General features: G+C 31.4%; 25 protein-coding genes and 1 pseudogene. 20 read left to right on the forward strand and 6 right to left on the reverse strand.

What is annotated here, in order from left to right; translation table 11 throughout:
* Positions 1-45 precede the first annotated feature (45 nt).
* From CLMAG_RS10240 to CLMAG_RS10265, 6 genes are all read left to right on the forward strand, one after another.
* Positions 46-861, forward strand: a complete 816-nt coding sequence (locus CLMAG_RS10240; protein ID WP_066621735.1) for a CheR family methyltransferase — start codon at positions 46-48, stop codon at positions 859-861.
* Complete coding sequence (locus tag CLMAG_RS10245; protein WP_066621736.1) at positions 858-1,910, forward strand: protein-glutamate methylesterase/protein-glutamine glutaminase; 1,053 nt, start codon at positions 858-860, stop codon at positions 1,908-1,910. The genes CLMAG_RS10240 and CLMAG_RS10245 overlap by 4 nt, the downstream gene beginning before the upstream one ends.
* A 143-nt stretch (positions 1,911-2,053) precedes the next feature.
* On the forward strand, positions 2,054-5,140 hold the full coding sequence (locus tag CLMAG_RS30715) for a response regulator (protein ID WP_082831876.1): 3,087 nt from the start codon (positions 2,054-2,056) through the stop codon (positions 5,138-5,140).
* Positions 5,141-5,162: 22 nt separating this feature from the next.
* Positions 5,163-5,555, forward strand: a complete 393-nt coding sequence (locus tag CLMAG_RS10255; protein WP_066621737.1) for a response regulator — start codon at positions 5,163-5,165, stop codon at positions 5,553-5,555.
* 136 nt (positions 5,556-5,691) lie between these two features.
* Positions 5,692-6,840: a PP2C family protein-serine/threonine phosphatase gene (locus CLMAG_RS32360; RefSeq protein WP_066621738.1), complete on the forward strand. Its 1,149-nt coding sequence runs from the start codon at positions 5,692-5,694 to the stop codon at positions 6,838-6,840.
* Between the two features lie 77 nt (positions 6,841-6,917).
* Positions 6,918-7,352, forward strand: a complete 435-nt coding sequence (locus CLMAG_RS10265) for an ATP-binding protein (RefSeq protein WP_066621740.1) — start codon at positions 6,918-6,920, stop codon at positions 7,350-7,352.
* A 22-nt stretch (positions 7,353-7,374) separates the two neighbouring features.
* On the opposite strand, the gene CLMAG_RS10270 is transcribed toward CLMAG_RS10265, so the two are convergent.
* Positions 7,375-7,743, reverse strand: coding sequence for a helix-turn-helix domain-containing protein (locus tag CLMAG_RS10270; RefSeq protein WP_066621742.1), 369 nt, complete (start codon positions 7,741-7,743; stop codon positions 7,375-7,377).
* A gap of 183 nt (positions 7,744-7,926) precedes the next feature.
* Between CLMAG_RS10270 and CLMAG_RS10275 the strand changes: the two genes are divergently transcribed.
* From CLMAG_RS10275 to CLMAG_RS34685, 10 genes and pseudogenes are all read left to right on the forward strand, one after another.
* A complete protein-coding gene (locus CLMAG_RS10275; RefSeq protein WP_066621744.1) occupies positions 7,927-8,301 on the forward strand; it encodes an STAS domain-containing protein in 375 nt (124 codons plus the stop codon).
* Positions 8,298-8,687, forward strand: coding sequence for an Hpt domain-containing protein (locus tag CLMAG_RS10280; protein WP_066621745.1), 390 nt, complete (start codon positions 8,298-8,300; stop codon positions 8,685-8,687). The genes CLMAG_RS10275 and CLMAG_RS10280 overlap by 4 nt, the downstream gene beginning before the upstream one ends.
* A gap of 375 nt (positions 8,688-9,062) precedes the next feature.
* On the forward strand, positions 9,063-11,027 hold the full coding sequence (locus CLMAG_RS35180) for a methyl-accepting chemotaxis protein (RefSeq protein WP_066621746.1): 1,965 nt from the start codon (positions 9,063-9,065) through the stop codon (positions 11,025-11,027).
* 18 nt (positions 11,028-11,045) lie between these two features.
* On the forward strand, positions 11,046-12,518 hold the full coding sequence (locus tag CLMAG_RS10290) for a chemotaxis protein CheW (RefSeq protein WP_066621747.1): 1,473 nt from the start codon (positions 11,046-11,048) through the stop codon (positions 12,516-12,518).
* 103 nt (positions 12,519-12,621) lie between these two features.
* Entirely contained in the window at positions 12,622-13,704 is a 1,083-nt protein-coding gene (locus CLMAG_RS10295; protein ID WP_066621749.1) for a protein-glutamate methylesterase/protein-glutamine glutaminase, read from the forward strand.
* 77 nt (positions 13,705-13,781) lie between these two features.
* Positions 13,782-14,606, forward strand: a complete 825-nt coding sequence (locus tag CLMAG_RS10300) for a CheR family methyltransferase (protein WP_066621751.1) — start codon at positions 13,782-13,784, stop codon at positions 14,604-14,606.
* 72 nt (positions 14,607-14,678) lie between these two features.
* Positions 14,679-16,547 (forward strand): chemotaxis protein CheA, encoded by a 1,869-nt coding sequence (locus tag CLMAG_RS10305; RefSeq protein ID WP_066621753.1) that lies wholly within the window; start codon positions 14,679-14,681, stop codon positions 16,545-16,547.
* Between the two features lie 79 nt (positions 16,548-16,626).
* Entirely contained in the window at positions 16,627-18,042 is a 1,416-nt protein-coding gene (locus tag CLMAG_RS10310) for an Hpt domain-containing protein (RefSeq protein WP_066621755.1), read from the forward strand.
* A gap of 16 nt (positions 18,043-18,058) precedes the next feature.
* Complete coding sequence (locus tag CLMAG_RS10315) at positions 18,059-18,469, forward strand: response regulator (protein WP_066621757.1); 411 nt, start codon at positions 18,059-18,061, stop codon at positions 18,467-18,469.
* A gap of 221 nt (positions 18,470-18,690) precedes the next feature.
* Positions 18,691-20,386 (forward strand): annotated as a pseudogene (locus tag CLMAG_RS34685) (methyl-accepting chemotaxis protein).
* 179 nt (positions 20,387-20,565) lie between these two features.
* Here CLMAG_RS34685 and CLMAG_RS10325 read toward each other — a convergent pair.
* Positions 20,566-20,799: a hypothetical protein gene (locus CLMAG_RS10325; protein ID WP_066621759.1), complete on the reverse strand. Its 234-nt coding sequence runs from the start codon at positions 20,797-20,799 to the stop codon at positions 20,566-20,568.
* Positions 20,800-21,126: 327 nt separating this feature from the next.
* Here CLMAG_RS10325 and CLMAG_RS33640 point away from each other — a divergent pair, with 327 nt between their 5' ends.
* Positions 21,127-21,492 (forward strand): PAS domain-containing protein, encoded by a 366-nt coding sequence (locus CLMAG_RS33640; protein ID WP_242872998.1) that lies wholly within the window; start codon positions 21,127-21,129, stop codon positions 21,490-21,492.
* Positions 21,440-22,864, forward strand: a complete 1,425-nt coding sequence (locus CLMAG_RS10330) for a sensor histidine kinase (RefSeq protein WP_242872999.1) — start codon at positions 21,440-21,442, stop codon at positions 22,862-22,864. The genes CLMAG_RS33640 and CLMAG_RS10330 overlap by 53 nt, the downstream gene beginning before the upstream one ends.
* 92 nt (positions 22,865-22,956) lie before the next feature.
* Here CLMAG_RS10330 and CLMAG_RS10335 read toward each other — a convergent pair whose 3' ends face one another.
* The 3 genes from CLMAG_RS10335 to CLMAG_RS33650 form a co-directional block, all read right to left on the reverse strand.
* A complete protein-coding gene (locus CLMAG_RS10335; RefSeq protein ID WP_066621761.1) occupies positions 22,957-23,205 on the reverse strand; it encodes a CPF_0552 family protein in 249 nt (82 codons plus the stop codon).
* A gap of 70 nt (positions 23,206-23,275) precedes the next feature.
* Entirely contained in the window at positions 23,276-23,608 is a 333-nt protein-coding gene (locus CLMAG_RS33645; RefSeq protein WP_341420326.1) for a LysR substrate-binding domain-containing protein, read from the reverse strand.
* 3 nt (positions 23,609-23,611) lie between these two features.
* The gene (locus tag CLMAG_RS33650; RefSeq protein ID WP_242873000.1) at positions 23,612-23,764 is read right to left on the reverse strand and encodes a hypothetical protein; all 153 of its coding nucleotides are present in this window, start codon (positions 23,762-23,764) and stop codon (positions 23,612-23,614) included.
* 97 nt (positions 23,765-23,861) lie between these two features.
* On the opposite strand from CLMAG_RS33650, the gene CLMAG_RS10345 reads away from it, so the two are divergent.
* Positions 23,862-24,116 (forward strand): hypothetical protein, encoded by a 255-nt coding sequence (locus CLMAG_RS10345; protein ID WP_066621763.1) that lies wholly within the window; start codon positions 23,862-23,864, stop codon positions 24,114-24,116.
* Here CLMAG_RS10345 and CLMAG_RS10350 read toward each other — a convergent pair.
* On the reverse strand, positions 24,096-24,803 hold the full coding sequence (locus CLMAG_RS10350) for a TMEM165/GDT1 family protein (RefSeq protein ID WP_066621764.1): 708 nt from the start codon (positions 24,801-24,803) through the stop codon (positions 24,096-24,098). The two genes, CLMAG_RS10345 and CLMAG_RS10350, sit on opposite strands and share 21 nt — an antisense overlap.
* A gap of 481 nt (positions 24,804-25,284) precedes the next feature.
* Here CLMAG_RS10350 and CLMAG_RS10355 point away from each other — a divergent pair, with 481 nt between their 5' ends.
* Positions 25,285-26,139, forward strand: a complete 855-nt coding sequence (locus CLMAG_RS10355) for an AraC family transcriptional regulator (RefSeq protein WP_066621765.1) — start codon at positions 25,285-25,287, stop codon at positions 26,137-26,139.
* Positions 26,140-26,158: the final 19 nt, after the last annotated feature.

Here is a 26,158-nt window from a genome sequence, read left to right on the forward strand (position 1 = left end):
TCTCTCCAGTATATATTTTTAATTAGTGGAGGTTGAATTTGTAATATGAATAATATAAATTTACAGCAATTAGCAGAATATATATATGAGTTTTGTGGTATTGATTATTTAAAAAACCTTCCTTCACTTGAATCTAAAATAGCAAATAGGCTTAAGGAATTAGGCTTAAGCTTGTGGGAATATTGTGGTTATGTAAAAGTGGAGGAGAAGGAAAGAGATATACTAATAGAATTGATTACAGTTAACGAGACGTACTTTTTTAGAGAAGAAAATCTGCTAAATGAATTACAAACTGTGATTTTTCCTAAATTTAAAGAGCGTATTAAGGAGAGACCCTTAAGAATTTGGTGTGCTGCATGCTCAAGTGGAGAAGAGCCTTATACATTAGGAATGCTTATAAATGAAACTAGTCTATTTAGCCAAGGCTCAGTGGAGATAATTGCATCAGATATAAATAAAAAGGTATTGAGAAAAGCAGAAAAGGCCTTATATTATAAAAAGTCCTTGTCCTTTAGAAAAATGCCTGAGGGAATGACTGAAAAGTATTTTGAAGAAGAAGGGGAATACTATAGGGTTAAGGATGAGGTAAGAAAAATAGTAAAGTTTAAACATTTAAATATGTTTAATAAAAATGTAGGGAGTGAAATTGGTAAGGTAGACATAATTCTCAGCAGAAATGTGTTGATATATTTTGATATTGAAGCAATTAAAAAAGTAGTTAAGACATTTAATGATATCTTAAATATCCCAGGATACCTCTTCTTAGGGCATGCAGAGACTATTACAAGTATAAATCCTGGATTCGAAACTATTTATACCCCATCTATTTTTTATTATAAGAAGGGAGAAAATCAAGTATGAAGCAGTATGGTGTTTTAGTCGTTGATGATTCCTCCTTTATGAGAAGATGTATTAGTCTTATTATAGAAAAGGATCCTCAATTTTTCATAATAGGTATTGCTAGAAATGGCATAGATGCTATTGAGAAAGTACAAAGGTTGAAGCCAGATATAGTGACCATGGATTTAGAAATGCCAGAGATGGATGGTATCGATGCATTAAAGGAGATAATGAAAAATTCCCCTGTACCAGTGGTTATGCTTAGCAATTATACAGAAGAAGGTACTCAAATAGCTCTAGAAGCTTTAGAAGAAGGAGCAGTAGATTTTTTCCTAAAGAGTTCCTTGGTTGGAGATGAAGTGAAGGAGGAAGTTGTTAATGAATTTGTAAATAGATTAAAGGTAATTGCCACTAGCAGCAAAGTACAAAATAATGAAACTGATACAAAAGTAGAGAATTTAGAAGCTAAAAACATCGAAGAATCTTCTATAGATTACAAAAGGGATCTGCTTATAATAGGTTGCTCAACAGGCGGACCTTCAGCACTACAATCTCTGCTGCCAAGATTTTCAAAGAATTTAACTGTGCCAATCCTTGTAATACAGCATATGCCTCCAGGTTTTACAAAAGCTTTGGCAGAGAGATTTGATACCATATGTAATTTACATGTTAAAGAAATTGAGAATAATGATGTTTTAGAAGCTGGTAATATATATATAGCACCAGCGGGATTTCAGACATTTTTAGAAAGAAATAGAGAAAATAAAATTTTCTTTAAGGTAAAGGATTATTCTCCAATAGAAACTCTATATAAACCTTCCATTAATGTTACATTAAATTCTGCTGCTCCTATATTTAAAGAAAAATTATTAACAGTGATTTTAACTGGTATGGGTAATGATGGATTGATCGGATGCAAAAATGTGAAAGAGAATAATGGGGATGTTATAGTAGAAGCTGAAGAATCCTGCATTGTGTATGGTATGCCGAGAGTGGTTTTTGAAGCCGGATTTGCGGATACGCAGGTTTCACTGCCGCATATTTTTGAACACATTATGTTAAATTTGTAGATTTCAATATAATATATGTTTTTTCAATTATTAAAGTTATTATATATTGAAAGATCTATTAACAAGCTCTAGTAGTATAAGGCATTTTTTAATAGTCTAAAGTAAGGTTTTTTAATAGTAGTAAGTGATGAGGGTTGGTAAAGATGCAAGAATTAAGAATATTACTAGTTCAGGATAATTTAAATGAATATAATCTATTAGATAAGTTACGCATACAAAATTGCGAACTTGAATATAAAATAGCAAACTCTATTGATAACATAGTTTATGAACTTAAGCACAATCATTGGGATATTGTAATTAGTTACTATAGCTGCGGTGAATTTACAGCATTTCAGGTCATATCAACTATTAAAAACTCTTTTATTGATATGCCTATTATAGTCATTTTAGATAAATCACAGGAAGAAAATATAGTAAAACTAATAAAACAAGGGTGTAGTAACTGTGTTAAGGAGAGTAACTTAGAACTTTTAGAAGCCATTCTTGAACGAGAATTCAAAGTAGCAATGACCAAAAGAAATAAAGGATTGAGGCTAGATAAAAGAAATTTTACAGTAGAAAGAAATAACTTGAAGATTATATTTGAAAATTCCCTATTAGGTATGATAAATATTAATAAAGATGCTCTTGTTAAGAGAGCAAACAAAACTTTTTTAAATATGATGGGACGTACCTTAGAAGAGGTATTAGGAAAAACTGTTGGGCAAGTATTGGATTGTTGTATTTGCTCTAAATGTACTAGATGTACTGAATGTTCAGACAATTGCAACTTATGTGAATTAAGAAAAAGGTTAAATAATTTTTTAACTTCAAAAGAGAATAGGTTGGATTTCCAGTGGTCTAATTTAATCAAAGTTAATGATGCTTTAGTAAAGAGATGGTATAACATTAGGTATGTACCGATAATTGATTCTGAGGAAGAAAATATTCTAGTGATAGTAGAAGATATCAGCGATAGGAAATCTTTCGAGGAAAGTTTAATAAACAGTGAGACAAAGTATAAATCACTTTTTTACAATATGGTAGATGCTTTTGCCCATAATAAAATTATCTTTGAAAATAACAGGCCTGTTGATATTCAGTTTGTTGAAGTCAACAATAGCTTCGAAAATTTATTTAATGTAAAAAGTGTAGATGTAATTGGTAAAAGCTGTTCGGAATTATTTCCACTTATATTTGAAAAGGTTATTTCAGAATTACAAGCCTACTATACTGGTAACAAAAAAAATGAAAAAATGTATATTGATGAAGTTTATTGTGAGAAAAATTCAAAATGGCTAACTATATCTGCTTTCGAGTCCCAGAAAGGGTATATAGCTGCAATTGTTTCTGATGTAACGGAGAATAGAATGGCTCAGGTTAAACTACAGTCAAGTGAAGAAAAATACCGTTCCCTATTTATGAATATGCATAGTGCAGTTTCCTACAATAAAATTATACTTGACAAAAAAGGAAAACCTATAGATTTTGAATATGTTGAGATAAATGATTTCTTTGCCAAAACTCTTGGACTTACCAAAAGTGAAATGGAAAGAAAGAAATTTTCAGAAATTTGCTCCCGTTACTCACATTTACATGAAGAAATGATAACCTTAGTTACAGATGTTGCTCTAAATGGAAAGGTCATATATAATGAAGACTTTTATTCGGAGATCTTTAAAGGATGGTATTGTAGAACAATATATAGTCCAGAAAAATATTACTTTGTACTAATGCTAACGGATATAAACCACAGAAAAAAATTTGAAGAAGAATTGATAAAAGCTAAACAAGAAGCAGAAGAAGCAAACAAGGCTAAAAGTAGTTTTTTGGCTAATATGAGTCATGAGATAAGGACACCATTAAATGGTATGCTTGGGTTGATAGATTTAACCCTACGTTCTAACTTAAGCAAGGAAGATAAAGAAAATCTAAATACTGCTAAGTTGTCAGGCAAATCTCTTCTAAAAGTTATAAATGATATTCTTGATTTTTCTAAAGTAGAGGCTGGAAAGTTAAGTATCGAAAATGTACATTTTGATTTTCATGAATCAATAAATTATATAATAAAACCACACATAATAGCAGCTAATAGTAAAAAAATCAATCTTAAGTTAATGATTTCTAATGAAGTACCTAAGTTTTTGTTTGGAGATTCTATTAGGTTAAAACAAGTTATTGATAACCTTTTAAGTAATGCCATCAAGTTTACGGATAAAGGTACTGTAAAGTTGGAGATAGAATTAATAAAAAGAATAAATGATTCGATAGAGATTCAAGTTTCTGTTAGTGATACGGGAATAGGCATATTAGAAACTGAAAAAAAATATCTATTTCAAAGCTTTAGTCAGGTAGATGGTTCATATACAAGAAAATTTAGTGGAACAGGGTTAGGGTTAGCCATATCAAAGCAGTTAGTAGAGAAGATGGGTGGAAGTATATTTGTAGAAAGCACTAAAGGTGCAGGAAGTGTATTTCGATTCACTAGTAAGCTTAAAGTATCAGAAGAGAAGGTTTATGATAAGGAAGCTAAAGAGACATTTGTTAAGATTGATAGTACTAGTTTAAGGGTATTATTGGTAGAGGACGATACTGTTAATCAATTGGTTATAAGTGAGATTTTAAAAAGTGTAGGACACGGTATAACCATTGCTAATAATGGCAAAGAAGCATTAGAATTGCTACAACAAAATCAATATGATATTATCTTTATGGATATAGAGATGCCTTTAATGAATGGAATTACAGCAACCAAGTTTATCCGTGAAAAAGAGGAATTAAGTAAAAATCATGTACCTGTTATTGCTATAACTGCTCATGCATTGAAAGGTGATAGAGAAAAGTTTTTAAGGTATGGAATGGATGATTATATATCTAAGCCTATAGATATAGAAAACTTTTATAAGGTACTTAATAAATTTTCATCGAAAAGCATTGAGAATAAAATACTTAAATATATAGGGATTAATCGCTTTGATGATTCTAACCCTGCAGAAATTACTGAAAAAAACAACTACAATATAATAGAAGTTTTCAGAGAGCTAGAAAAAAATATCAGAGAGAAAGATTTAGATGCTATTGAGAAAAATTCAAATAATTTAAAGGAACTTAGCAACAAATTAGAGATGAATCAAATAAAAAAATTGGCTTTTAAGATACAATTGGCAGGAAGACGAAAAGATTATGATGAAATAATTAAGAATATGAAGGAACTTAAAACAAAATTTCATTCATTAGTCAAACAATAAGAATAGGATGGGGAGAAAAAATATGAGAATATTAATAGCAGAGGATGATTTAGCTAGCAGAACATTTATGCAAAAGTTTCTTTCAGGCTACGGTGAATGTGATATTACAATTGATGGTATTGAAGCTGTGGAAGCATTTATTATGGCACTAGACTCTAATGAACCCTATGATTTAATATGTTTAGATGTTATGATGCCGAAGGTTGATGGTATCAAAGCACTAAAAGCTATTAGAGATATAGAAAGTGTAAGACATATAGATAGCTCAAAACGTTCAAAAATAATTGTTGCAACGGCCCTTGCTAATGTAGAGTACATTAAAAGCTCTCTTGCTACTAGATTAGAAGCGTATATTAGTAAGCCAATAGATATACTAGAGATGGAAAGAGTCATGAGACAAATAGGAGCAATATGATGGTAACAAATTTGTATATTTATGCAAAAAGAACAGCAAGATATGAATGTTCAATATATAAAGTGAAAGTTTGTAAGTTACTACAAGTGTTATGCTAGGGTATTCATATAGAGTTTATTAAAAGAGAGGAAATAAAATGAAAAAGGTAAAAATACTGATAGTAGAAGACGATCTTGTAGTATCTAAATATATACAGATTAGCTTAAAAAAAATCGGATATAGGGATTATGAAACCGCAACAACTGGAGAAGAAGCAATTGTAAAGTCAAAAGAGTTCTGTCCCAACTTAATATTGATGGATATTATGTTAGGGGGTGATATTGATGGCATAGATACTGCAAGAGTTATCAAATCAGAATCAGACAGTCCTATTATATACCTAACTTCTGATTCAGATATTGAAACCTTGGAGAGGTCAAAGATAACAGAACCCTTTGGATATATAATTAAGCCTTTTGAAATGAGAGAACTTCAGACTGTGGTGGAAATGGCCTTATACAGATATGAAATAGATAGAAAATTGTTAAAGAATCTTCAAGTAGTTACGGAAAAATATGAATTACAAAAAGAGCTAGAAAAGAATATGGAGGAGGCAATAAGCTTTCAACAAAAGCTACTTCCTAGGCGTATACCTAAAGTAAAGAATATGAATATTGCAGTAAAGTATCTTCCTGCAAGAAAAGTAGGGGGAGATTTATATGATATATACCAGCTAAAGGATAAAATAAATTTCTTTATAGTTGATGTTTGTGGACATGGAGTGGCGGCAGCGATGATGTCTGCTTATATAAAAGCAAATCTTAAGCATTGTATAACTGTTGACAAGTTGCTAGAACCGGAAGAAATATTAAACCGACTTAAAGAACTTGTAACACAAGAAAGCCTGTTTGAAAATAAGTTTCTTACAGTAGTTATCTGCAGCATTGATCTAAATACTTTAAAAATGAAATATTCTAACGCTGGGCATTGTATGCCGTTATTACTTAGAAATGATAATCTTACATATCTTAGTCATGGAAAATGCTTGATTACAGAGGGGTTAACAGACGAAGAGTATACAGCACAAGAGTTTTATTTACAACCCGGAGATAAGTTGTTGCTCCATACTGATGGTATGTATGAGTGGAAATATGAACAGCATATTTATGGCATGGAGAAGTTTAAACAGTACATCCTCGAGAAGGGACTATCTAAGGGTTCACTAGAAGATTTTATAAGTATGGTAGAGCATGAGGGACAAATAACAGACGATATATCATACATATTAGCTGAAATTTCAATATAGAATGGAACTTTAAGGAATAAAAGAAAAGAAATATTAGTTGTTTTAAACAAGTAATATAATTGAGAGGCTGTACTTATATGATAAATGTACCCAATAATAACATAAATATAGAACTACTAGAATATCAAGCAAACATAAAAGGAATATTTGATATTAAGTCTATAGGAAGTATAATAAAGACTTGCCATAAAGAGGCGATTTCTAAGTACAGAAATAAGAGTATTTCTAACAAGTTTGCAACTTGTTTATACGAATTAATTGCTAATGCAGTGGAACATGGTAATGAAAATAGCAATAACAAATACGTTCATATTAATATTGCCTTTTTAAGTAATAAAATTACTCTAAGAGTAGAGGATGAAGGTCAGGGTTTTAGTTGGGAAAACTATAACTATAACTTTGAAGAAAGTTATGAGTATAGAGGGCGAGGGCTTAAAATTGTCAAATACTATTGCGATGACTTAAAATTTAACCATAAGGGCAATATTGCATATGCATGCATATTTATCTGAATTATAAGCATATGAATAACAGTTATTTATTGATATTTATATGCTTATAATATAGTTCAAGGGATTTATTTATGGAGTCTAAGATAAATTCTCTTTCTTCTCTACTCAATATCTTTCCTCTATACTCTAAATCAGCCTTATTAATAATAATGTCTTCCAAATCTTTTGATCTGATATCATTAAATAATTCATCGAATACCTCATCAATAAAAAAAGAGACAGGTACTTCGAAATATTTTATTACAGTGTTTAAAAATTTCAGTGAAGGCTCTTTCTCTCCAACCTCTATTTTATATATCATTTGAGGGGAATAATTAATTTCATTGCCTAAGGCTTCTCTAGTAAGTTTCTTATTTTCTCTCAATAGTCTTAACTTTTCACCTTTTTTCATATAAATACTCCTTTATGGAAATTGTACCTTCAGTACTATCGGAAACTTTAGCATATTGATGATTGAGGATAGCAGTGTTATTATTAAAATTAATATAACATACTAAAACTACCTATATCAACTTAAATTTAATCAGATGGCATAAGTAAATACCATGGTAAAAGGAGAGGAAAGAAAATTCATATGTGGAAAATAGAAGAGGTTTGTAATGTAAAAATAATATACTTGGATAAGGAATTCTATTTAGATAGTAATGAGGTTTTTGAAGCACTTATAAAAGAAACTTTAGAAGAAAAAAATAAAATCGTAATTTTAAGCTTAAAAAACATCGAATTTATCAATAGTACTATGCTGGGTGAAATCTTAAGATTTTATAAAGAACTCATCCACTCTAAGGGAGAGTTAGTTATAAGCAGCTTATCTGAAGATATCAGAAATCTTCTGGAAGTAACAAGGATAAATAAAATTATTAAAATATTCGAAAGTGAGGTAGAAGCAATAGAGTATTTTAAAAGTTTGGACATAGATTACAATAATATAAAGAGGGATAAAAAGTGAAAGATAATGTAGAAAAAGGTTTGAAGGAATTGGAAAATTATGAGGAAAAAGACTTATCAATTGTAGATTTTACGCAACTTTTAAAGGCAGTTGGTGGAGATAGAGAACATATTAAAGAACTTGCCCAATGCTTCCTTGAAGAATATCCTACTCAGCAGAAAAATATTGAATTAGCTGTAAAAAGCAAAGATGCCTTATTGCTCAAGAAACACTGTCACAAGCTAAAAGGAACTCTTCAATTAATTAGAGCAAGAAATTCCTATAATTTAATATGTGAGTTAGAGAAGTTATCAATTTCTTCTGAATTAAATAATGCACTTCAAGTGTATGAAAAACTCCATGAGGAATTGAAAAAGTTAGCATGTGTTCTGCGGAATATGAATTAATCTATGGCAATAATAAAAAAGCTGAATTATATCACTATGTAAATTACTAATTTAGTGAAGAAACTAGAATTTAAATAAAAAATTAAATATAGATAATGTATTGAGATTACTTTCAAGTGTAGTTTTACAAGGGAAGTAATCTTTTTTTTGCAAATATTTAATTTTAATTTACTAGACAAATACAATATTTACATCTGTTCTAAAATTTCTTTATAAGACAAAAAATGCTGAAATCTATAAAAATATATTGAAAAAAGAAGTTTTTAATAATATAATTATTAAAAGTAATAATAATTAATAATTATATTATTACATAAACTTAATTTTTAACTTAAAACATTATGATAACAAATGAATACTTAGGAGGGTTATTCAATGGATAGAAAACTTGCAAAGCCATCTACATCTCACTTAAATAGGCTCAAATTAGAGAAGCAGGATTCTAAACTTGGTTTAAAGCATGGCACTGAGGAACTTAACAAGAAAAGAGAATTAGCTAGAAAGCAGGCTCAAGAAAAGATAAAGGCTAGAACTTTGGCTAAAAAGCAGCAAATAATTGAGAGAATAGCTACTGCTACTGAACAGCTAGCGGCAGGAATTGAACAAGCTGGATCAGCTTCAAAAGAACTTGGTGCTACTATGGCTCAAATAGCTGTAGGTGCTGAGCAGGCATCTTCAGCAGCGGAACAATCAAGGACTGCTATTAATCAAATAGACAAGGCTGCAGTTACTGCGGAAAAGATAACAAAAGAATTCTTTAAAAAGGTAAATGAGGCGCAGACACTTATTAGAGCTACTTCTGTGGATGTAGAGCTAATGGTAGGCACAATAAAAGAAGCTTCTGATACGAATCTGGAGTCCGTTAAGCTAATAACAGAACTAGAAAGGCAGTCTAGTGAGATTGGAGACATTGTTCAAGCAGTGGTAAGGATAGCAGACCAAACTAATCTATTAGCTTTGAATGCTGCTATAGAAGCAGCAAGGGCTGGAGAGCATGGTAGAGGCTTTGCAGTAGTAGCCGATGAAGTTAGAAATCTCGCAGAAATATCAGAAAAATCTGCTCAGAATATTAGAGAATTAGTGAATGAAATACAAAAAAACGTAAAAGTAGTAGTAAGTGATATAGAAAAAGCAGGAAACGCAGGTAATGAAGAAGTTGAAAAATCAAAGAAAATTACTGAAAACTTGATAAAGATTGAAGAGGATATGCTTATAGTTCAACAGAGAGTAAGTGAAATTTCTCAAAGTTCAGTAGAATCTACCACTGGTGCAGCAGAGTTCCTTTCAATGGCTGAGCAGATTGCTGCAGCGGCACAGCAGCAATCTGGTGCAGCAGAGGAAGTGGATAAATCAATAGAAGAACAAAACAGAGCCTTTGAGGAATTGAATTTTGCAGCCTCTGAGATTTCTCAAATGTCTGAGGATCTAAGGATGTCAACGGATACACAAAAATACTCGGAAATACTTGCAGCATCTGCAGAGGAGCTTTCTGCAAATGTGGAGGAGGCAAATTCAGTTTCTACTCAAATAATGGAGGCCATACAGCAGGTAGCTGAAGGAGCTGAAATACAAGGTCAACTTACAGATAAGGCATCCTCTGTTTCAGAGCGTTTAGCAGCAGCAGCAGTTCAAATAAATGAAATGTCTAGCCAATCCAGTGAAAAAGTTACTGAGCTTCAAAGTTTGATTGACAGCAATAAGGCAGGCGTAGATGAGATGGTAATGGGAATATCTTCCTCAGCACAAGCAAGCATCATCTCAGCAAAAAATATTAAGCAGTTAGAGGAAACCACAAGAAAGATAGATAAGATTGTAGATGCAATAGTAAATGTTACTATTCAAACAAACATGTTAGCTGTTAATGGTTCCATAGAAGCAGCTAGAGCAGGTGAGTTTGGAAGAGGATTTTCCGTAGTAGCAGGGGATATAAGAACGCTAGCAAATGAATCTGCTGAAAATACAGATAAAATAAAAGATTTAGTAAGAGCAATACAAGGGCAAATACTAGCAGTAGCCACAGATATAGAAGGTTCTAGTAGAAAATCCTTTTCAGAAGTAGAAAAAGCTAAAAAAATTACGGATAACCTAAATTTAGTTCAGGATAGTATGCTGGAAATCTTAAATGGAGTTGGAGAAATATTAAAAAAATCAGAAGAATACATGATTGCCCTAGAACAGGCAAGAAAAGGAGTAGAACAGATTGCAGCTGCAGCGCAAGAGTCAGCGAGTGCTACTGAGGAAGCTAGTAATGTGGCTGCAGAACAGTCAGTTGGAATGCAGCAGCTTGCAGAAGCTATAGAAGAAGTATCTGGAATTGCAGATGAATTACAAAATATGTAGTGAAAGGGGCTAATAATAATGACTTATCTGGAAATTACTTCAGACCTAGCAGAGAGACAATTAGTTACTTTTCATATCGGAAATGATGAATTTGGTGCTGATATAATGAATGTAAAGGCAATAGTCAGAGTATCTGAGATAACAAAGGTGCCTAATTCACCACATTATGTAGAAGGAGTATGTAATTTAAGAGGCAGTGTGCTTCCTGTTATTGATGCCACAGCTAGACTTAATGTGAGAAAAATAGATAAAGAGAGAGAGAAGGACAGTAGGATACTTGTAGTTGATATAAATGGAAAGACAACAGGAGTCATCGTGGACAAGGTTTCGGAAGTAATGAGAATTAGTACAACAGAAATTGAAGAAACACCTAGTATAATGAAAAATGCAAATATGGATTATTTAAGCGGAATAGTAAAGCTCAATAATGGTAAGAGATTGATTATGCTTCTTGATTTGATGAAGGTTCTAGATATAGAAGAAATAGAGGGTTTTAACTTATTTGAGAATGAAGCTACATTAAAAAATAAAAATTCATCTTCTGAAATAGAGAAGATAAAGGAGGAGCAATTGGTTTCCTTTATCATAGATAAAGAAGAATATGGATTAGATATAATGCAGGTGAAGGAAATTATAAGAGTGTCTGAAATTGTCAAGGTGCCTAATTTGGGAGAATACATAGAGGGAGTAGTATCCTTAAGGGATAGCATACTGCCAATTTTAGATTTAAGAAAATATTTTTGTATGGAAGATGTACAAGTAACAGACCGCACTAGAATACTTGTAGTTGATATTGGAGAATTCACCTGTGGTCTGATGGTAGATAAGGTATCTGAAGTTCTTCGGATATCTAGAGATGTAATACAGTCTCCACCAAACATGTTTTCAAAAGATCAAGGAGATCAACTAAAGGGCATTGCTAAGTTAGAGGATGGAAAGAGATTAATTTTGTTATTAGATCCAGTAAAACTGGTGGAAAGTGACAAACTGCTTGATGTAGAGAAATTACGAAAAAATAGTTATGAACAGGAAACAAAGAGTATAGAAAAGCAATTAATGGATGATGAGCAGGTTGTAACCTTCAAGCTTGCAAATGAGGAATTCGCTGTGAAGATAAATTATGTTCAAGAAATAAACAGAATGACAAAAATAACTAAGGTTCCAAGAGCGCCATATTTTATAGATGGAATAGTAAACTTAAGAGGAAATATAATACCAGTAATGGATCTTAGAAAGTTGTTTAACTTACCAGAGAAAGAAATAACAGACTCCAATAGAATAATTATTGTTGACTTACAAAATAAAAAAACAGGAATAATAGTTGACTCAGTAACAGAGGTTTTAAGATTTGGGAAAAAACTAATTGAACTTCCTCCGGATATACTATGTGATGATATTGATAAAAAGTATATAGAGGGGATAGGTAAGCTAAGCGATGGGAATAGAATGATTGTAATTTTAAATTTAAATAAAGTGATTCAATTTCATTGAAGGTATTAGAATAAAGGTGAAATTGGTAGAATGGACAATGTAAGGACAACGTTAGTCATATTAACTTTTTTTATATTTTTCATTGTAAAAAGGGTGATTAGTATTGTTGAAAAAAATTAAGGTTTTAATAGTTGATGATTCAGCTTTAATGAGAAGATTAATAAGAGAAATATTACAGACTGAAAGATCCATAGAGGTTATCGGAACAGCTAGGGATGGAGCTGATGCTATAGAAAAGGTCCGACAACTTAAACCAGATGTAATTACTATGGACATTAATATGCCAATAATGGACGGTCTGACTTCAATGCAGTATATTCTGGATGAATTCCCAGAAATACAAGTGATTATACTAAGTTCTCTTACTGAAGAGGGAAAATTGATAACTCTAGAAGCTTTAGAACTAGGTGCATTTGACTATATAGCAAAACCTTCTGGTACTGTATCTATTAACCTACATGTTATTGGGAGAGAAATAATAGAAAAGATAACAGCTGCCTATAAATATTCTAGAAAAAATAGAATGAAAAAAAAAGCTGTTGAAAATAAGAAAAACAAGGTTTTTCTCATAGGTAAAAAAACTACTTCAGCAAGGGTATCAACTAATGTATCAAAGGTGGTAGTAATAGGTATCTCTACAGGTGGACCTAAAACTCTTATGGAAATACTACCCGATATCCCTGAGGACCTAAATGCAGCTATTATAGTCATTCAGCATATGCCTCCTAGTTTTACCAGTACCTTTGTAAAGAGAATAGATGCTGCAAGTCCTTTTAGTTTCAAGGAAGCACAGGCTGGAGATGTTATTGCAAATAGAAGAGGCTTTCTTGCACCTGGAGGGTTTCAATTGCTGGTAAGACAGAGTAAATATAAGGGCGAATATATGATAAGGCTTACAAAGTCTCCCAGCACTCTCTTTATGCCTTCTGTTGATGTTACTATGGACTCAGTACTTGAATGTTTTGGAGGAAAAAACACTATCGGAGTACTTATGACAGGTATGGGAGATGATGGAGCCAACTCCATGGTTAGGATACGGAAGGCTGGAGGTATAACTATCGCACAGGATGAAGCTACTTCAGTAGTATTTGGGATGCCAAGAGAGGCTATTGAAAGAGGTGGAGCGGAAATAGTAGTACCTTCTTATAGGATTCCTGAAGAAATAATAAAAGCTATAAAAAGGTAATGAAATAAAAATATAGCATTTTAAAGGTTGTGTAACGTTGGGAAGTGCGATTAGATAGATTGTGGAGTGATGAAATAATGCTAACTGATGACCTATATAAAAAATACGTAGGATATGTTTTCAATAAAACTGGTCTATGTTATGAACTAAATAAGAAATATTTTGTGGTAAAGAGAATAGAAGATCGTATGGCGAGTTTAGGTATAAAGGATTTTAAAGAGTACTATGGGTTGATAAAGTTTTCTGAAGATCAAACAGAATTTTATAAGTTAATCAATGACTTAACGATAAACGAAACTTATTTCTTTAGAGAGTTTCCTCAACTTCAGAATTTTGCAGAGGACATTCTGCCTTTGGTAGTTAAGAAAAAACAGGAAGAAGGGGATTACAACTTAAGGCTGTGGAGTGCAGCCTGCTCCAGTGGAGAAGAGCCTTATACACTAGCTATTATACTATCAGAAATGCTTGAATGTCCTCAAAAATGGAATATAGAAATTACTGCTTCAGATATAAATACAGAAGTTTTAGAAACAGCTAAGATCGGGAGTTATGAGGAAAGGTCTATAAGAGAAGTGCCTCTAGAATATCTTTCTAGGTATTTTAATATAAGAGATGGCAAATATAAGATAAACTCAAAGATTAGTAGGATGGTCGAATTTAAAAGAATAAATTTATTTGATCTTAAAAAGATGAAAAGTATGGATAACTATGATTTTATATTTTGTAGAAATGCTCTTATTTATTTTAGTAATAAGTCCAGAGAAATAGTTGTGAATAGTTTTTATAACAGCTTAAACAGAGGAGGCTTTATATTTCTTGGGCATTCTGAATCAATAGGCAGAGTATCTTCTGCCTTTAGAGCAGAAAAGATAGGTGGTATTATAGTACATTCAAAGTATTAAGAGTAGGATTGATATTTTCAAGGAGATTGGTATTTACAGGGAATAAGCTTCTATGAAAAGGGCGTGAAAAATATGGTTTATGTATTTGAGAATGAAGATTTAAAGATATTGGATTTATATATTAATGACGCTGAAGAGTGTTTAGGTATACTGGAAAAGGAACTTCTTAAATTAGAAATAGATTTAAATAATATAGACTTATTAAATGATATATTAAGAAGGATTCATATTATAAAAGGAGGAGCTTCTTTCTTGGGTGTTATAATTATTAGAAAGCTAACTTATGCTATTGAACAGGTGTTAGAAAATCTTAAGAGTAAGATGGTGGAGATGAGTACTAGTCTCATGGATGACCTAATAAAAGGAATAGATTTATTAGGTAGTTTCATTTATGATATACAAGAAAAATTAAAAGAAGTTCTTCTTATAGATAATAAGGATAAATTTGAAGTAAGCTTAAAGGATGATGAGGATTCAAAGGATCTAATTAAAAGGTTACAAGAAATTATAGAAAGAAAAGAGCAAGATATAGAAGTACTGCAGGAAAACTATTTTGAAGACAATGGAGATAATATCAGTGATATATATAGTAAAGGTAAAGTGGATGAAATATACGGTATAGATATGACAGCTGATTTGGTGAGCATTGAAACTTATAGATCTACTAAAAAGCCTTCTGTAGGTGAGCATAATAATACTAATAAAAATTCAACAACTAATAGTACAAACCCAAAGAGCAATATCAGAAAGGATAATGATCGAAAAAGTATAAGGGTAAGTCAGGAAAAGCTTGATAATATGATGAATATGATTGCAGAACTTATGGTAACAAAAAATGCTTTTATGCATATATCAAAGAAAATAGACATTGATTACAGTATTCCTAAACTTTCAAAAGAAATAAAGGAAGTGGGAGCCTCAGTAAGTAGAATATCCAATGAATTGCAGAACACTATTATGTCCATAAGAATGGTACAAGTAAAGTCTATATTTCAGAAGATGCCGAGAGTAATAAGAGATGTATGTCAGACTACTAACAAAAAAATAAACTTAATAACTGAAGGAGAAAATACGGAAATTGATAAGACTATAATAGAAAAAATAAGTGATCCTTTGGTACATATTATAAGAAATTCGGCAGATCATGGCATTGAAAGCTGCAGCAGTAGAATAGAAAAGGGGAAAAGTGAACAGGGAACTATCTATTTAAGAGCTTACAATAAGAATAAGCATGTATATATCGAAATTGAGGATGATGGTAAGGGAATTGATCCTGAACAAATCAAAATAAGTGCTGTAGATAAAGCTCTCCTTGAGGCTAGCGATGCAGAAAAAATGAATAAAAATCAGCTGCTAGATTTAGTATTTTTACCTGGATTCAGCACTTCTCAAAAAGTTACGGAAATATCAGGCAGAGGTGTGGGTATGGATGTTGTTAAAAGCAATATAGCGGATATTAATGGTGCGGTATATCTTGATAGTGAAGTTGGTAAGGGAACAAAAGTAACAATACAGCTGCCACTTACTCTTGCTGTGTCTAGAGGATTACTTATAGAAAGTTCAACAGAACAGTATATTTTGCCAATTGAAAACGTAGTTGAAACTGTGAAGATACCTGCAAAAAATATATACGAATTTAGTGGAAAATATTTTACTTACCTTCGTGGAGAAGTAGTGGCAGTAGACTGGTTAAGAAAAATTCTTGTTTTAGATGGATTTAATGAGGATTTAGAGGAATTAAATACAGTTATAATTTCTAATGGTGTTGATAAAATGGGAATTATTGTAGATAAGTTTATAAATGAGCAAGAGTTTATAGTAAAACCTTTAGTTGACTATTTGGCCTCTATACCAGGGATTTCAGGTTCAACTTTACTTGGAAATGGTCAGGTGGTAATTATTCTAAACGCGGGAGATATTATAAAATTAGCTGGTAGATAAGAATTAAAAAGCAGCCTGAATTAAGAAACCGAGTTTATTGTCAAACTTTCGGTTACTAAATAAGAAGTAGGTGATAAAAATGAGCAACTTACTAGATGTTTTTTTTGAAGAAACAGGTGAACTTTTAGAGAAAGCAGAAGAACACTTGGTGGAAATTGAAAAATCGTATTCTGACGAAGGTCTTAATGGACTTTTTAGATGTATTCATTCAATTAAAGGTAGTTCCGCTACTCTAGATTTTAGGGAAATTGCAACCTTGTCCCATAAGTTAGAGGATATTTTAAACTATGTACGTGATGGAAAACTTGAATTTGATAAGGAAATACTAGACATTTCCTTTAGGGTTGTAGATGAAATCATAGTTTTATTTAATCTACATAGAGAAAGTTACGGGGAAGAAATAGATGAGGCCACAACTGAAAAACTAGAGGGTATTAAAATACTGCTGGATAACATAATAAGTAGAATTACATCAAATGGTGATAGGGAAGTGGTTACTCTTGAAAAGGAAAACAGTAATAGGATATATGGAGAAAAAATTACTTTAGAAGAAGGTGCAAATTCATATTTTATTAGAATTATGCTGGACACTGAAGATCTGATGCAAAGCATTACTAGATTTATAATAGTAAATACAATGAATGAAATAGGCAAGGTTGTGTATTCTAACCCTCCTATGAGATTTATGCTGTCTTCTGAAAGTAGTAGCTTAATTGAGAAATATGAATGTATATTTAATACAGAATTAGATGCTGAAATGGTATATAACAAAATCGACGTTCCATATGTAAAGAGAATAAGTATAGTGAACATAAGGGATGAATATCTAGAAAAGTTAGAGTTTAGATTGTCTTCTGAAGAGGTAGATTTATTAATAGGTGTACTTACCTGCTTTTATAGACTTAAAAATTATTTTACACAAAAACAGAATTATATTGAAGAAAAGCGAGAGATAACCGATCTTTACGGAGAAGTTAAAAAAGTATTAAATTTAACAGGCATAGATATGAGAATTCATACATTTATAAAAGAAATTGGCATATTCTTAAGTTTATTACTATCTGATGTAATTCTACCAAATGCAAATAACTTTATAAAACTGTCAAATAATGTCGATAGCCTGTATCTATCTATGATAGAAAGACTATACCAAGTCTTTAAAAATAAGTTAATTTTTAAGTATGTTGAGCTAAATGCCGATGGAAGAAATATTGAAAGATTTGAGGATTTAGTAAATAGAATTCCTAGAAATATATTCAAATATGTAGCTGTTGATATTAGTAAAATAAAAATACTAGAATATGATGAGCTTAAGAAGTTAATAGAAGTCTATAAAAGGTTTAATGAAGAAGGAATTGTACTGTATTTAATAAATGGTGGTAGTCACAGAAAAAGATTATATAATATTATAGAGTCGATTAATATTATTGCAGATATAAAGCAGTATAGCAATGAAAGCGAGGCAGTATTATATAATGATTTCATTTTAAAATAAAAGGAGGTGATAATCTATGAAGGAGAGTTACAAAATATTGATAGTAGATGATGAAGAAGGAGTACTTACTTCTTTAGGAAAAAGATTAATTCTAGAGGGATACAGCGTAGACACCTACAGTGACTCCTTAAATGCGTTAGAGAAGTTTAAAGAGGAAAAGTATCATATAGCTATTATAGATATTGTAATGCCTAATATCGATGGAATTTATCTGTTGAAAGAGATCAAAGCATATGATGCACTCACCCAAGTGATAATGGTTACAGGGCAACCTACTATGAATACTACTATACAAGCTTTAGAACTTGGAGCAAATGACTACATACTTAAACCCTTTAAAAGTATCGATTATGTGGTGGAAGTTGTAGGATTTTCTGTTGGCAAGTTAGAAAGATGGAAGGAGTCGATGAGAAATATGATAGTCTAAACTTTTGATTAAAGTTATATTTCAACTTAGGTTCCAAACGTACCATTAAAACTATCAACAGTCAACAAACTTTCCATCTCTTTCATACTGAATGTCTGCATTTAAAAACTACAGTAAATGTCGAAGGAATGATAATGCTTATAAGGAAAAATATATAAAAATAAAGGAATATTAAAATTAATGTAGAACTATACTGTATGAAAAAGAAAGGAAGGGGTAAAATGAACTTTTTTATAAATTTAGGGGTAAAGAAAAAGCTTGTCCTAGTATTTTCTTTAATTTCCATTTTTATAATCTTAATAGGAGTACAAGGAATATTAAGCTCAGCAAAGATAAATGAGGGATCCAAGGCTATATACAGCAATAATTTAGTATCCATTAGAGATTTAGAAGAAATTAAAGGCAATATAAATAATATTGGGTCTAATGTACTTATGATTGCTTTTGAAAGAGATAGGTCAAAGCTAGATGAGCAGATAAAAGCTATAGAGGAATACACTAAAGAAGATGACATATTTATAAAAGAGTACGTTAGTCTACCTTCAACATCAGAGGAGCAAAAAACTTTTGATGATTTTAAGAATGATTTAATAAAGTATAGAGAGTTAAGAAATAAGGTCATTGATCTGGCAAAAGCTAATAATTATGATGTTGCTGTTAAGGTCTATAATTCAGAGATGACAGTAATAAGAGATTCTATGCTTGATAAATTAGATAAATGTATTGCTATAAATGAGCAATCAGCAAAGCAGGCTAACTTAAACAATATAGCTCAATTTAACAGCATTAGAAATTTAATTATGATTTATACAGCCACAGCATTTTTTATCATAATTTTTATAGGTTATATATTAAGTAAAAATATAGTGGAACCACTAAATAAGATAAGAGATTTGGCACAGAGATTGTCTAACTATGATTTTTCAACTTCAATTACTATCACAAGGAAAGATGAATTTGGACAAACATCCATAGCTTTGAATACAAGCACAGGAAAATGTAAATAATTTAGTTAAAGTGATTATAGAAGATTCTCAAGAGATAAGTGCTTCTTCAGAGGAACTTTCTGCAACAATAGAGGAATTAGCATCTAAGGCTGCAACCATAGATGAAGCAGTAAATACTATTGCTACTGGTATGCAGGAGTCAAGCAGTGCATCAGAGGAGATAAGTGCATCTGTTGAAGAAGTAGATTCAAGTATAAATGAGCTTTCTTCTAAAGCTGTGGAAGGAAGTAATAATGCAAATCAGTCTAAAGAAAGAGCTACAGTAGTTAAAAATAATAGTCAGAAAGCCATTGATGAGACTAGGAGAATATATAATTAAAAACGAAAAAATATGGAAAAGGTCAATGAAGAGGGAAAGGTAGTAGGTAGTATAAAAGTTATGGCGGATACTATTGGAAGTATAGCTGAGCAAACAAATTTACTTGCTTTAAATGCTGCAATAGAGGCAGCCAGAGCTGGAGAGCAGGGAAAAGGTTTTGCAGTGGTAGCAGAAGAGGTTAGAACACTTGCAGAGCAATCAGCACAAGCAGTAATTAGCATTCAAGATACTATTGTTAAAGTTCAGAACACATTTAAAATAGGTATTGACACTAGTAGCGATATATTAGAATTTATAAATATACAGGTAAATGAGCAAATTGATGATTACGGAAAAGTAGGAAACCAATATTATAATGATTCGGATTTTGTAAGCAAAATGTCTGAGGAAATTGCTGCTACAGTTGGACAGGTAAATGAAGCTGTTCAAAATATGGCACTGGTCTCACAAAAATCAAGTGAGGAAGCAGAAACAATAAAAGAGAGCATGAATGAAACTACAAAAGCTATAGAACAAATGGCATTAACCCCTCAAGGACAAGCAGAAATTGCTCAAAAATTAAATGAAATGGTACATAGGTTTAAGCTTTAGTAATGTAAAGGTTAAATGACTAAATGGCATTTAACGAGCAAAATCTCGTGTTCGTAGACAAACCCCATCTGATTCAAGTTTCACTTCATTAAGATTAAGAGGAGTCTCTTGCTATGAGATCTTAGAACATAGTAAGAGACTTTTTAGTATGTCTAAATATGAAGGTTTATGCATAGAGATCATAGTTTTATATCTGTATCCAGATCAATATAGTTAGTGTTTTGAGGAGTATCTACATATGCAGTGCCGTCAGGAAGACCTACCACATAGTGAAAAGTAGATTCGTCTGGGTAAGCAAAACGGTCATAACTATTGGTATATGTACCAATAAGTACCCAGCCTTGCTCTAAACGTCTATTTGCATCACTCATAATGGTTAAATCCTCAACTTTTTTTATGTTTTTTAAATCCATGATAGTCACCTCCAGCTAATTCAAATCTTATATAAACAATTAACAATCTCACTACTTATTGTAAGCATATTTAGGAATTTTATCCGATGACTACCCGCTCTAATACACCCTCTTCTCAAATAGGGTGTATTAGAGCGGATACGTCCCTGGATTCGTTCAACTAAGAATCAGGTGGGGGTTGAAACACCATCTGATTCAAGTTTCCACTTCATAAGTTATTGATACAATCTGTTATTTTAAGACAGTGTTTACATATTAACTAAATATTGTAAAATGGGAAGGAAATAAGTTGCTTTTTTATATAATTTAGCGTTGAGGGGTTATATTATGAAGTACACATTGGTAAAGCCTACCCAAAAGCCACTTTTACACAGTAAATGCAATGTAGTTATTGAAGTAAACGATGAGTTCACAAGGCTTACTGGTTATGCTAAAAATGAATTAATAGGAAAGTCTCTTATGGAAATAAGTGATATATTAAGAATTGGATACAAGTTTAAACTTGAAGATAGTAGAGAGGAATATAGCTGCTATTTATTTACTAAGGAATATGAACCAAGAGAGGTCACTGTATTTTGTAAGAGTCTAAAATGTGAAGATGAGAATGTTTACATTATTAAGGAAAAACAAAATTTTAGAATTGAAAATAAATTGCCAAGGGAATGCAATTCCAAGAGGAAATTCACCTATTAGAAGGATACTAAGGGGTGAAAAGTTATCACAATATCAAATTGCTATAAGAACTGATAGTGGTAACTTTTATACCGAATCAAGTGGCGATGCTTTATATGATGAAAAAGGAGATTTTGTTGTAGGTATGTTACTAGCACATGATATTACTGATAGAGTAAAATCTCAAGAAAAGTTATTAATAAAAACTCAGCTAGATTTATTCGATCAGGTTATAGAAAATCTTGAAGTTGGCTTTACAAGGTATACATATCCGGAATTTAACATTATAGATATAAATAATAGGACATATAAATATTTAAAGGAATTTAACCCTAAATTAAGTTCTCCATCCTCTATTATAGGGAAGGGTATAGCTAATATTTTTAATCTTAGCAGGGATAAAGAAGCAGAATTCAAAAGGAGAATTCAAATTGCAATAGGGGCAAAGATTAAACCTAATTCTATTTATAAAAGTATTGTTACTGAAGGGAAAGAAAGATTTTTAAAATTAGTGCATCAACCTTTATTTGGATTAAATAATCAAGTTGTTGAGATAGTTGGTATTTCAATAGATATTACTGGAGAAGTAAAAGCTAAAAAGGAAATGGAGCAGATTCTTAAGATACAAGAGGAACTATTTGCCAATGTGTCACATGAACTAAAAACTCCTTTGAATGTAATTTTCAGCGCCAATCAATTAATGGAGTTATATATAAAAAATAATTTATTTGAAGCTAATAAGGAGAAGGTTTCTCAAAATATTACTATTATTAAACAGAATTGTTATAGGTTCATAAAGCTTATTAATAATATTGTAGATTTATCGAAAATAGAATCTGGATTTTTAAAGTTAGATCTATCTAATGAAAATATAGTTAAGATTACTGAAGATATTGTACAATCAGTATCAGAATATATTAAGAGAAAGAGACTAAGTATTGTTTTTGATACAAATATAGAAGAGAAAATCATTGCATGTGATCCTGAAAAAATTGAAAGGATTATTCTAAACCTTATCTCTAATGCAATTAAGTTTTCAAATCCAGGAGGAAGTATATTGGTAAACTTAATAGATAAAGGTGATACTATTAAGATAGTTGTGGAGGATACTGGCATAGGGATTGATAGGAAACACTTGGATATGATTTTTGAAAGATTTCAGCAGGCTGACAAGTCCCTTTCACGTAATGCAGAGGGAAGTGGTATTGGTCTATACTTGGTAAAGTCAATTATAGAAATGCATGGAGGTAAAATAAGTGTTGAAAGCACCGTTGGCAAAGGCAGTATATTTAAAGTAGAACTTCCTTCAAAAACTTTTGAAAAACAGGAACAGATTTATGAAAGTAAATCTCAAGATAACAAAATTGAAATGATTGATATCTATGCAGTGTAGAATATTATGTACATATAAATTATGGCCTTATAAGTAAAGATTACTATATTGTTGAAAGGCTTATAAGATTTACTTAAAAGCCTTTCACGTAATTACAAAGTCATATATTTTACTTTAACATCATTAACCTCAAGCAATTCTTTTTCAAGTACCTTTACTTCATCTAAACTGGAATGAATATGTAAAATTATCAACCCAACTTCAGAACAAGAAGTTTCACTAACTTCGTGAAGACCAAGCCTAGTTGTAATAATACATCCATGTTTTGTTAAAATAGTCTGAATCTGTGGAGCATGAGCACTTCTAGGATCAATAGTTATTGCCATAATTGTAGTTTCCATAAATAACAACTCCTTACTTTTGTGTTTTAGATTTAATTATTAACTTATTATATCCAAAAATTAAATTAATTTAACTAATATTAAAATTTTGTCTAACCAATTGTATAAACAACAACATTGCAGGATTAATCCATTTGTTCTTATGATAAGCACATATGGCTGTGATTGTAGTATCTGAACAGCCTGCTCTAAGTTCTTTTAACTTACCATTTTCAAGTTCTTCCTCTACTGTAAAACGAGGCAAGAAAGAAATTCCTAAATTACTTGCAACACACTTTTTTATAGCTTCAATGCTCCAAAGTTCAATTATGTTATTTAATAATATGTTGTTATCACGAAAATAACTTTCAAGTATTTTTCGATAAATAGATTCAACTTCATTAATGATAAGACTTGTACTTATTTCTTAATTTGGTTTTGAAAGGTCTAATTTATCTTGCTCTAATAAAGGCGAGCATACTAAAGCCAAAGTAAAATCAGCTAGTTGAATAGTAGTCAAATTATCATTTTTACTTCCCACATCATACATTAAGCCAATGTCTACGTCACCCTTTGACATGATATATTTGTAAAATCTAATTGTCAATTCGAATCTATTAATTTTACAAATGTATAGTCCTTTGATAGTATAAATTTAAGGAAGGGGTGCATAAGAAATGAATTTATTAGCAGAACAAATAAAAAATGCAGCACTTGATATGGGATATGAAAAGTGTGGTATTATTAAAATATCTGATATGACTGCCTATGAGGAAAAACTTAATGAACGAATTGAACGTATTCCTGAGGTGAAGCCATATTACGAAGGATTTTATCGCTTTGCCCACCTGCAAGATACATATCCTTGGGCAAAATCAATCGTTATTTGTGTAAGACAGTTATGTATAAATTTATTTGGTATTATCCTTTAAAACATTCTTATTAGATAAGGCTATATTACAAGCTTGATCCTGATATGCAAATTTTACACCAAATATATATATTAGAATGCCAAGGGATAAAAAGTATAAAATTATATACATAGGGCTAAGTAACAATGAAGGAATAGAGTTATAAATAGTAAGTGTTCCAAAGAACATAAATATAATTCCTGCTACCCATTTTATGTATATTTCAGGAATATGCTTACACATCCATGCACCACCTATTATGCCAATACCATCAGCAATTAACATACCTACCGTTGTTCCCATCAATATAAAAACTGGTTGATGGCTGTCTGCTGATATTGCTACTGTCATAAGTTGAGTCTTGTCTCCCATCTCTGCTATGAAAAAGGCTATTGCTACTGTAACAATTGGACCAAACTTATTCTTCTTTTCATCATCTTCATCAATTTTATCCCCTCTTAGAGTCCAAAGTCCAAAAATTAGAAAGGATATTGCTGCTACAATTTTTACTTTATTCATTGGTATAAGTGAACTCAAATAATTTCCTACTGCTACAGCAAGAGCATGATTAAAAATCGTTGCTACAAGAACTCCTATCATTACTTCCTTTACCTTATACTTACTGGCCATGGCCATCGCAAGTAGTTGTGTTTTATCTCCCATTTCTGCTACAACTACAAGTAATGCTGCTTTAATAAATTCTGTCATTTAATGACCTCCTTATAAAATTAATTCAAATATATATAAATAAAAAAAGACCCTCAACACAATGAAATTCTATCTTAATTTAAATCTCCTTTAGCATAAATAATTATACTAGAGAAAATTTAAATATAATGATAAAACTATTGTGTCAAAAGTCTCACTTGACTAAAATAAGCCACGATAAAGCCAGACCCAAAGGTCAGTATGTTGACTTTATCACCAATATAGGCAGCTACTCCCTTTTAACATTTAAGTTTATATTTTTCACAAACATTAATAATGTTACCATGAAACTTAGATAAATACAATACAAAATGTAGAATTCCAACTCCTCTTTGTAAATTTAATGATAGGATGCTAGAATTAGGTATGTATCTTAACCTAATATAAAAACTACGGACTGTAAACCTGTCATTAGACAGCATTTAAAGACAGGATAAATAAGTGGAAAATATTTAATATAGAAGTAGAGAGGAGCGGTTTTATGGATTGGCTTAACGCAATGAATAGTGCAGTAGAATATATGGAGGCTAATATTACCGAAAAACTAGATATTGAGAAGGTGGCGAAAATTGCCTTATCATCTACCTTTCACTTTCAGCGTATGTATCATATGATAACTGGTGTAACGGTAGCTGAATATATAAGGAGAAGAAGGCTTACACTGGCGGCACAGGACATTATATCCGGTGAAAAAATTATTAATGTAGCCTATAAGTATGGCTATGAAACGCCAGAAGCATTCACAAAGGCTTTTAGAAAAATGCATGGTATAAGCCCCTCGGCAGCGCGCAAGCCTGGAATAGAACTTAAGGCATATCCAAAGCTATCCTTTCAAATTTCAATAAAAGGAGATAAAGATATGAATTATAAGATTTTTGATAAGGGAAGCTTTAAAGTAGTAGGTAAGCAAAGAAAGATAAGTATGGTAGATGAACAGAACTTTAACCAGGTACCTAAATTCTGGTATGACTGCATGGAGGATGGGTCACACCAATGGATTTGTTCAAAAGCAGGCAAACTTGGTATTCTAGGTGTATCTAAGGATTTTGACAAATATAAAGATGAATTTAATTATATGATAGCAGTTGAGGAAATCAAAGATACCATCCCAGAAGGATATGTTTCTGCAATTATACCAGCAGCGACCTGGGCTGCATTTGAATCAGTGGGACCAGTAACAGAAGCTTTACATGATCTTGTGAGAAGGATATATACAGAATGGTTTCCTTCTACAGGATACCAGCATGATTGCGCACCGGATATTGAGGTTTATCCTGTAGGAGATATGTCCGCTGCAGATTATAAGTGCGAGATTTGGATTCCTATTAAGAAGTAAGAGGGGGAAAACATCGTAT

Source organism: Clostridium magnum DSM 2767 (assembly GCF_001623875.1).
Taxonomy (GTDB): domain Bacteria; phylum Bacillota; class Clostridia; order Clostridiales; family Clostridiaceae; genus Clostridium_AM; species Clostridium_AM magnum.

Coding starts and splice junctions, on each gene's coding strand:
- CLMAG_RS10240 (WP_066621735.1), top strand. CDS start 46: ATGAATAATATAAATTTACAGCAATTAGCAGAATATATATATGAGTTT.
- CLMAG_RS10245 (WP_066621736.1), top strand. CDS start 858: ATGAAGCAGTATGGTGTTTTAGTCGTTGATGATTCCTCCTTTATGAGA.
- CLMAG_RS30715 (WP_082831876.1), top strand. CDS start 2,054: ATGCAAGAATTAAGAATATTACTAGTTCAGGATAATTTAAATGAATAT.
- CLMAG_RS10255 (WP_066621737.1), top strand. CDS start 5,163: ATGAGAATATTAATAGCAGAGGATGATTTAGCTAGCAGAACATTTATG.
- CLMAG_RS32360 (WP_066621738.1), top strand. CDS start 5,692: ATGAAAAAGGTAAAAATACTGATAGTAGAAGACGATCTTGTAGTATCT.
- CLMAG_RS10265 (WP_066621740.1), top strand. CDS start 6,918: ATGATAAATGTACCCAATAATAACATAAATATAGAACTACTAGAATAT.
- CLMAG_RS10270 (WP_066621742.1), bottom strand. CDS start 7,743: ATGAAAAAAGGTGAAAAGTTAAGACTATTGAGAGAAAATAAGAAACTT.
- CLMAG_RS10275 (WP_066621744.1), top strand. CDS start 7,927: ATGTGGAAAATAGAAGAGGTTTGTAATGTAAAAATAATATACTTGGAT.
- CLMAG_RS35180 (WP_066621746.1), top strand. CDS start 9,063: ATGGATAGAAAACTTGCAAAGCCATCTACATCTCACTTAAATAGGCTC.
- CLMAG_RS10290 (WP_066621747.1), top strand. CDS start 11,046: ATGACTTATCTGGAAATTACTTCAGACCTAGCAGAGAGACAATTAGTT.
- CLMAG_RS10300 (WP_066621751.1), top strand. CDS start 13,782: ATGCTAACTGATGACCTATATAAAAAATACGTAGGATATGTTTTCAAT.
- CLMAG_RS10305 (WP_066621753.1), top strand. CDS start 14,679: ATGGTTTATGTATTTGAGAATGAAGATTTAAAGATATTGGATTTATAT.
- CLMAG_RS10310 (WP_066621755.1), top strand. CDS start 16,627: ATGAGCAACTTACTAGATGTTTTTTTTGAAGAAACAGGTGAACTTTTA.
- CLMAG_RS10315 (WP_066621757.1), top strand. CDS start 18,059: ATGAAGGAGAGTTACAAAATATTGATAGTAGATGATGAAGAAGGAGTA.
- CLMAG_RS10325 (WP_066621759.1), bottom strand. CDS start 20,799: ATGGATTTAAAAAACATAAAAAAAGTTGAGGATTTAACCATTATGAGT.
- CLMAG_RS33640 (WP_242872998.1), top strand. CDS start 21,127: ATGAAGTACACATTGGTAAAGCCTACCCAAAAGCCACTTTTACACAGT.
- CLMAG_RS10335 (WP_066621761.1), bottom strand. CDS start 23,205: ATGGAAACTACAATTATGGCAATAACTATTGATCCTAGAAGTGCTCAT.
- CLMAG_RS33650 (WP_242873000.1), bottom strand. CDS start 23,764: ATGTCAAAGGGTGACGTAGACATTGGCTTAATGTATGATGTGGGAAGT.
- CLMAG_RS10345 (WP_066621763.1), top strand. CDS start 23,862: ATGAATTTATTAGCAGAACAAATAAAAAATGCAGCACTTGATATGGGA.
- CLMAG_RS10350 (WP_066621764.1), bottom strand. CDS start 24,803: ATGACAGAATTTATTAAAGCAGCATTACTTGTAGTTGTAGCAGAAATG.
- CLMAG_RS10355 (WP_066621765.1), top strand. CDS start 25,285: ATGGATTGGCTTAACGCAATGAATAGTGCAGTAGAATATATGGAGGCT.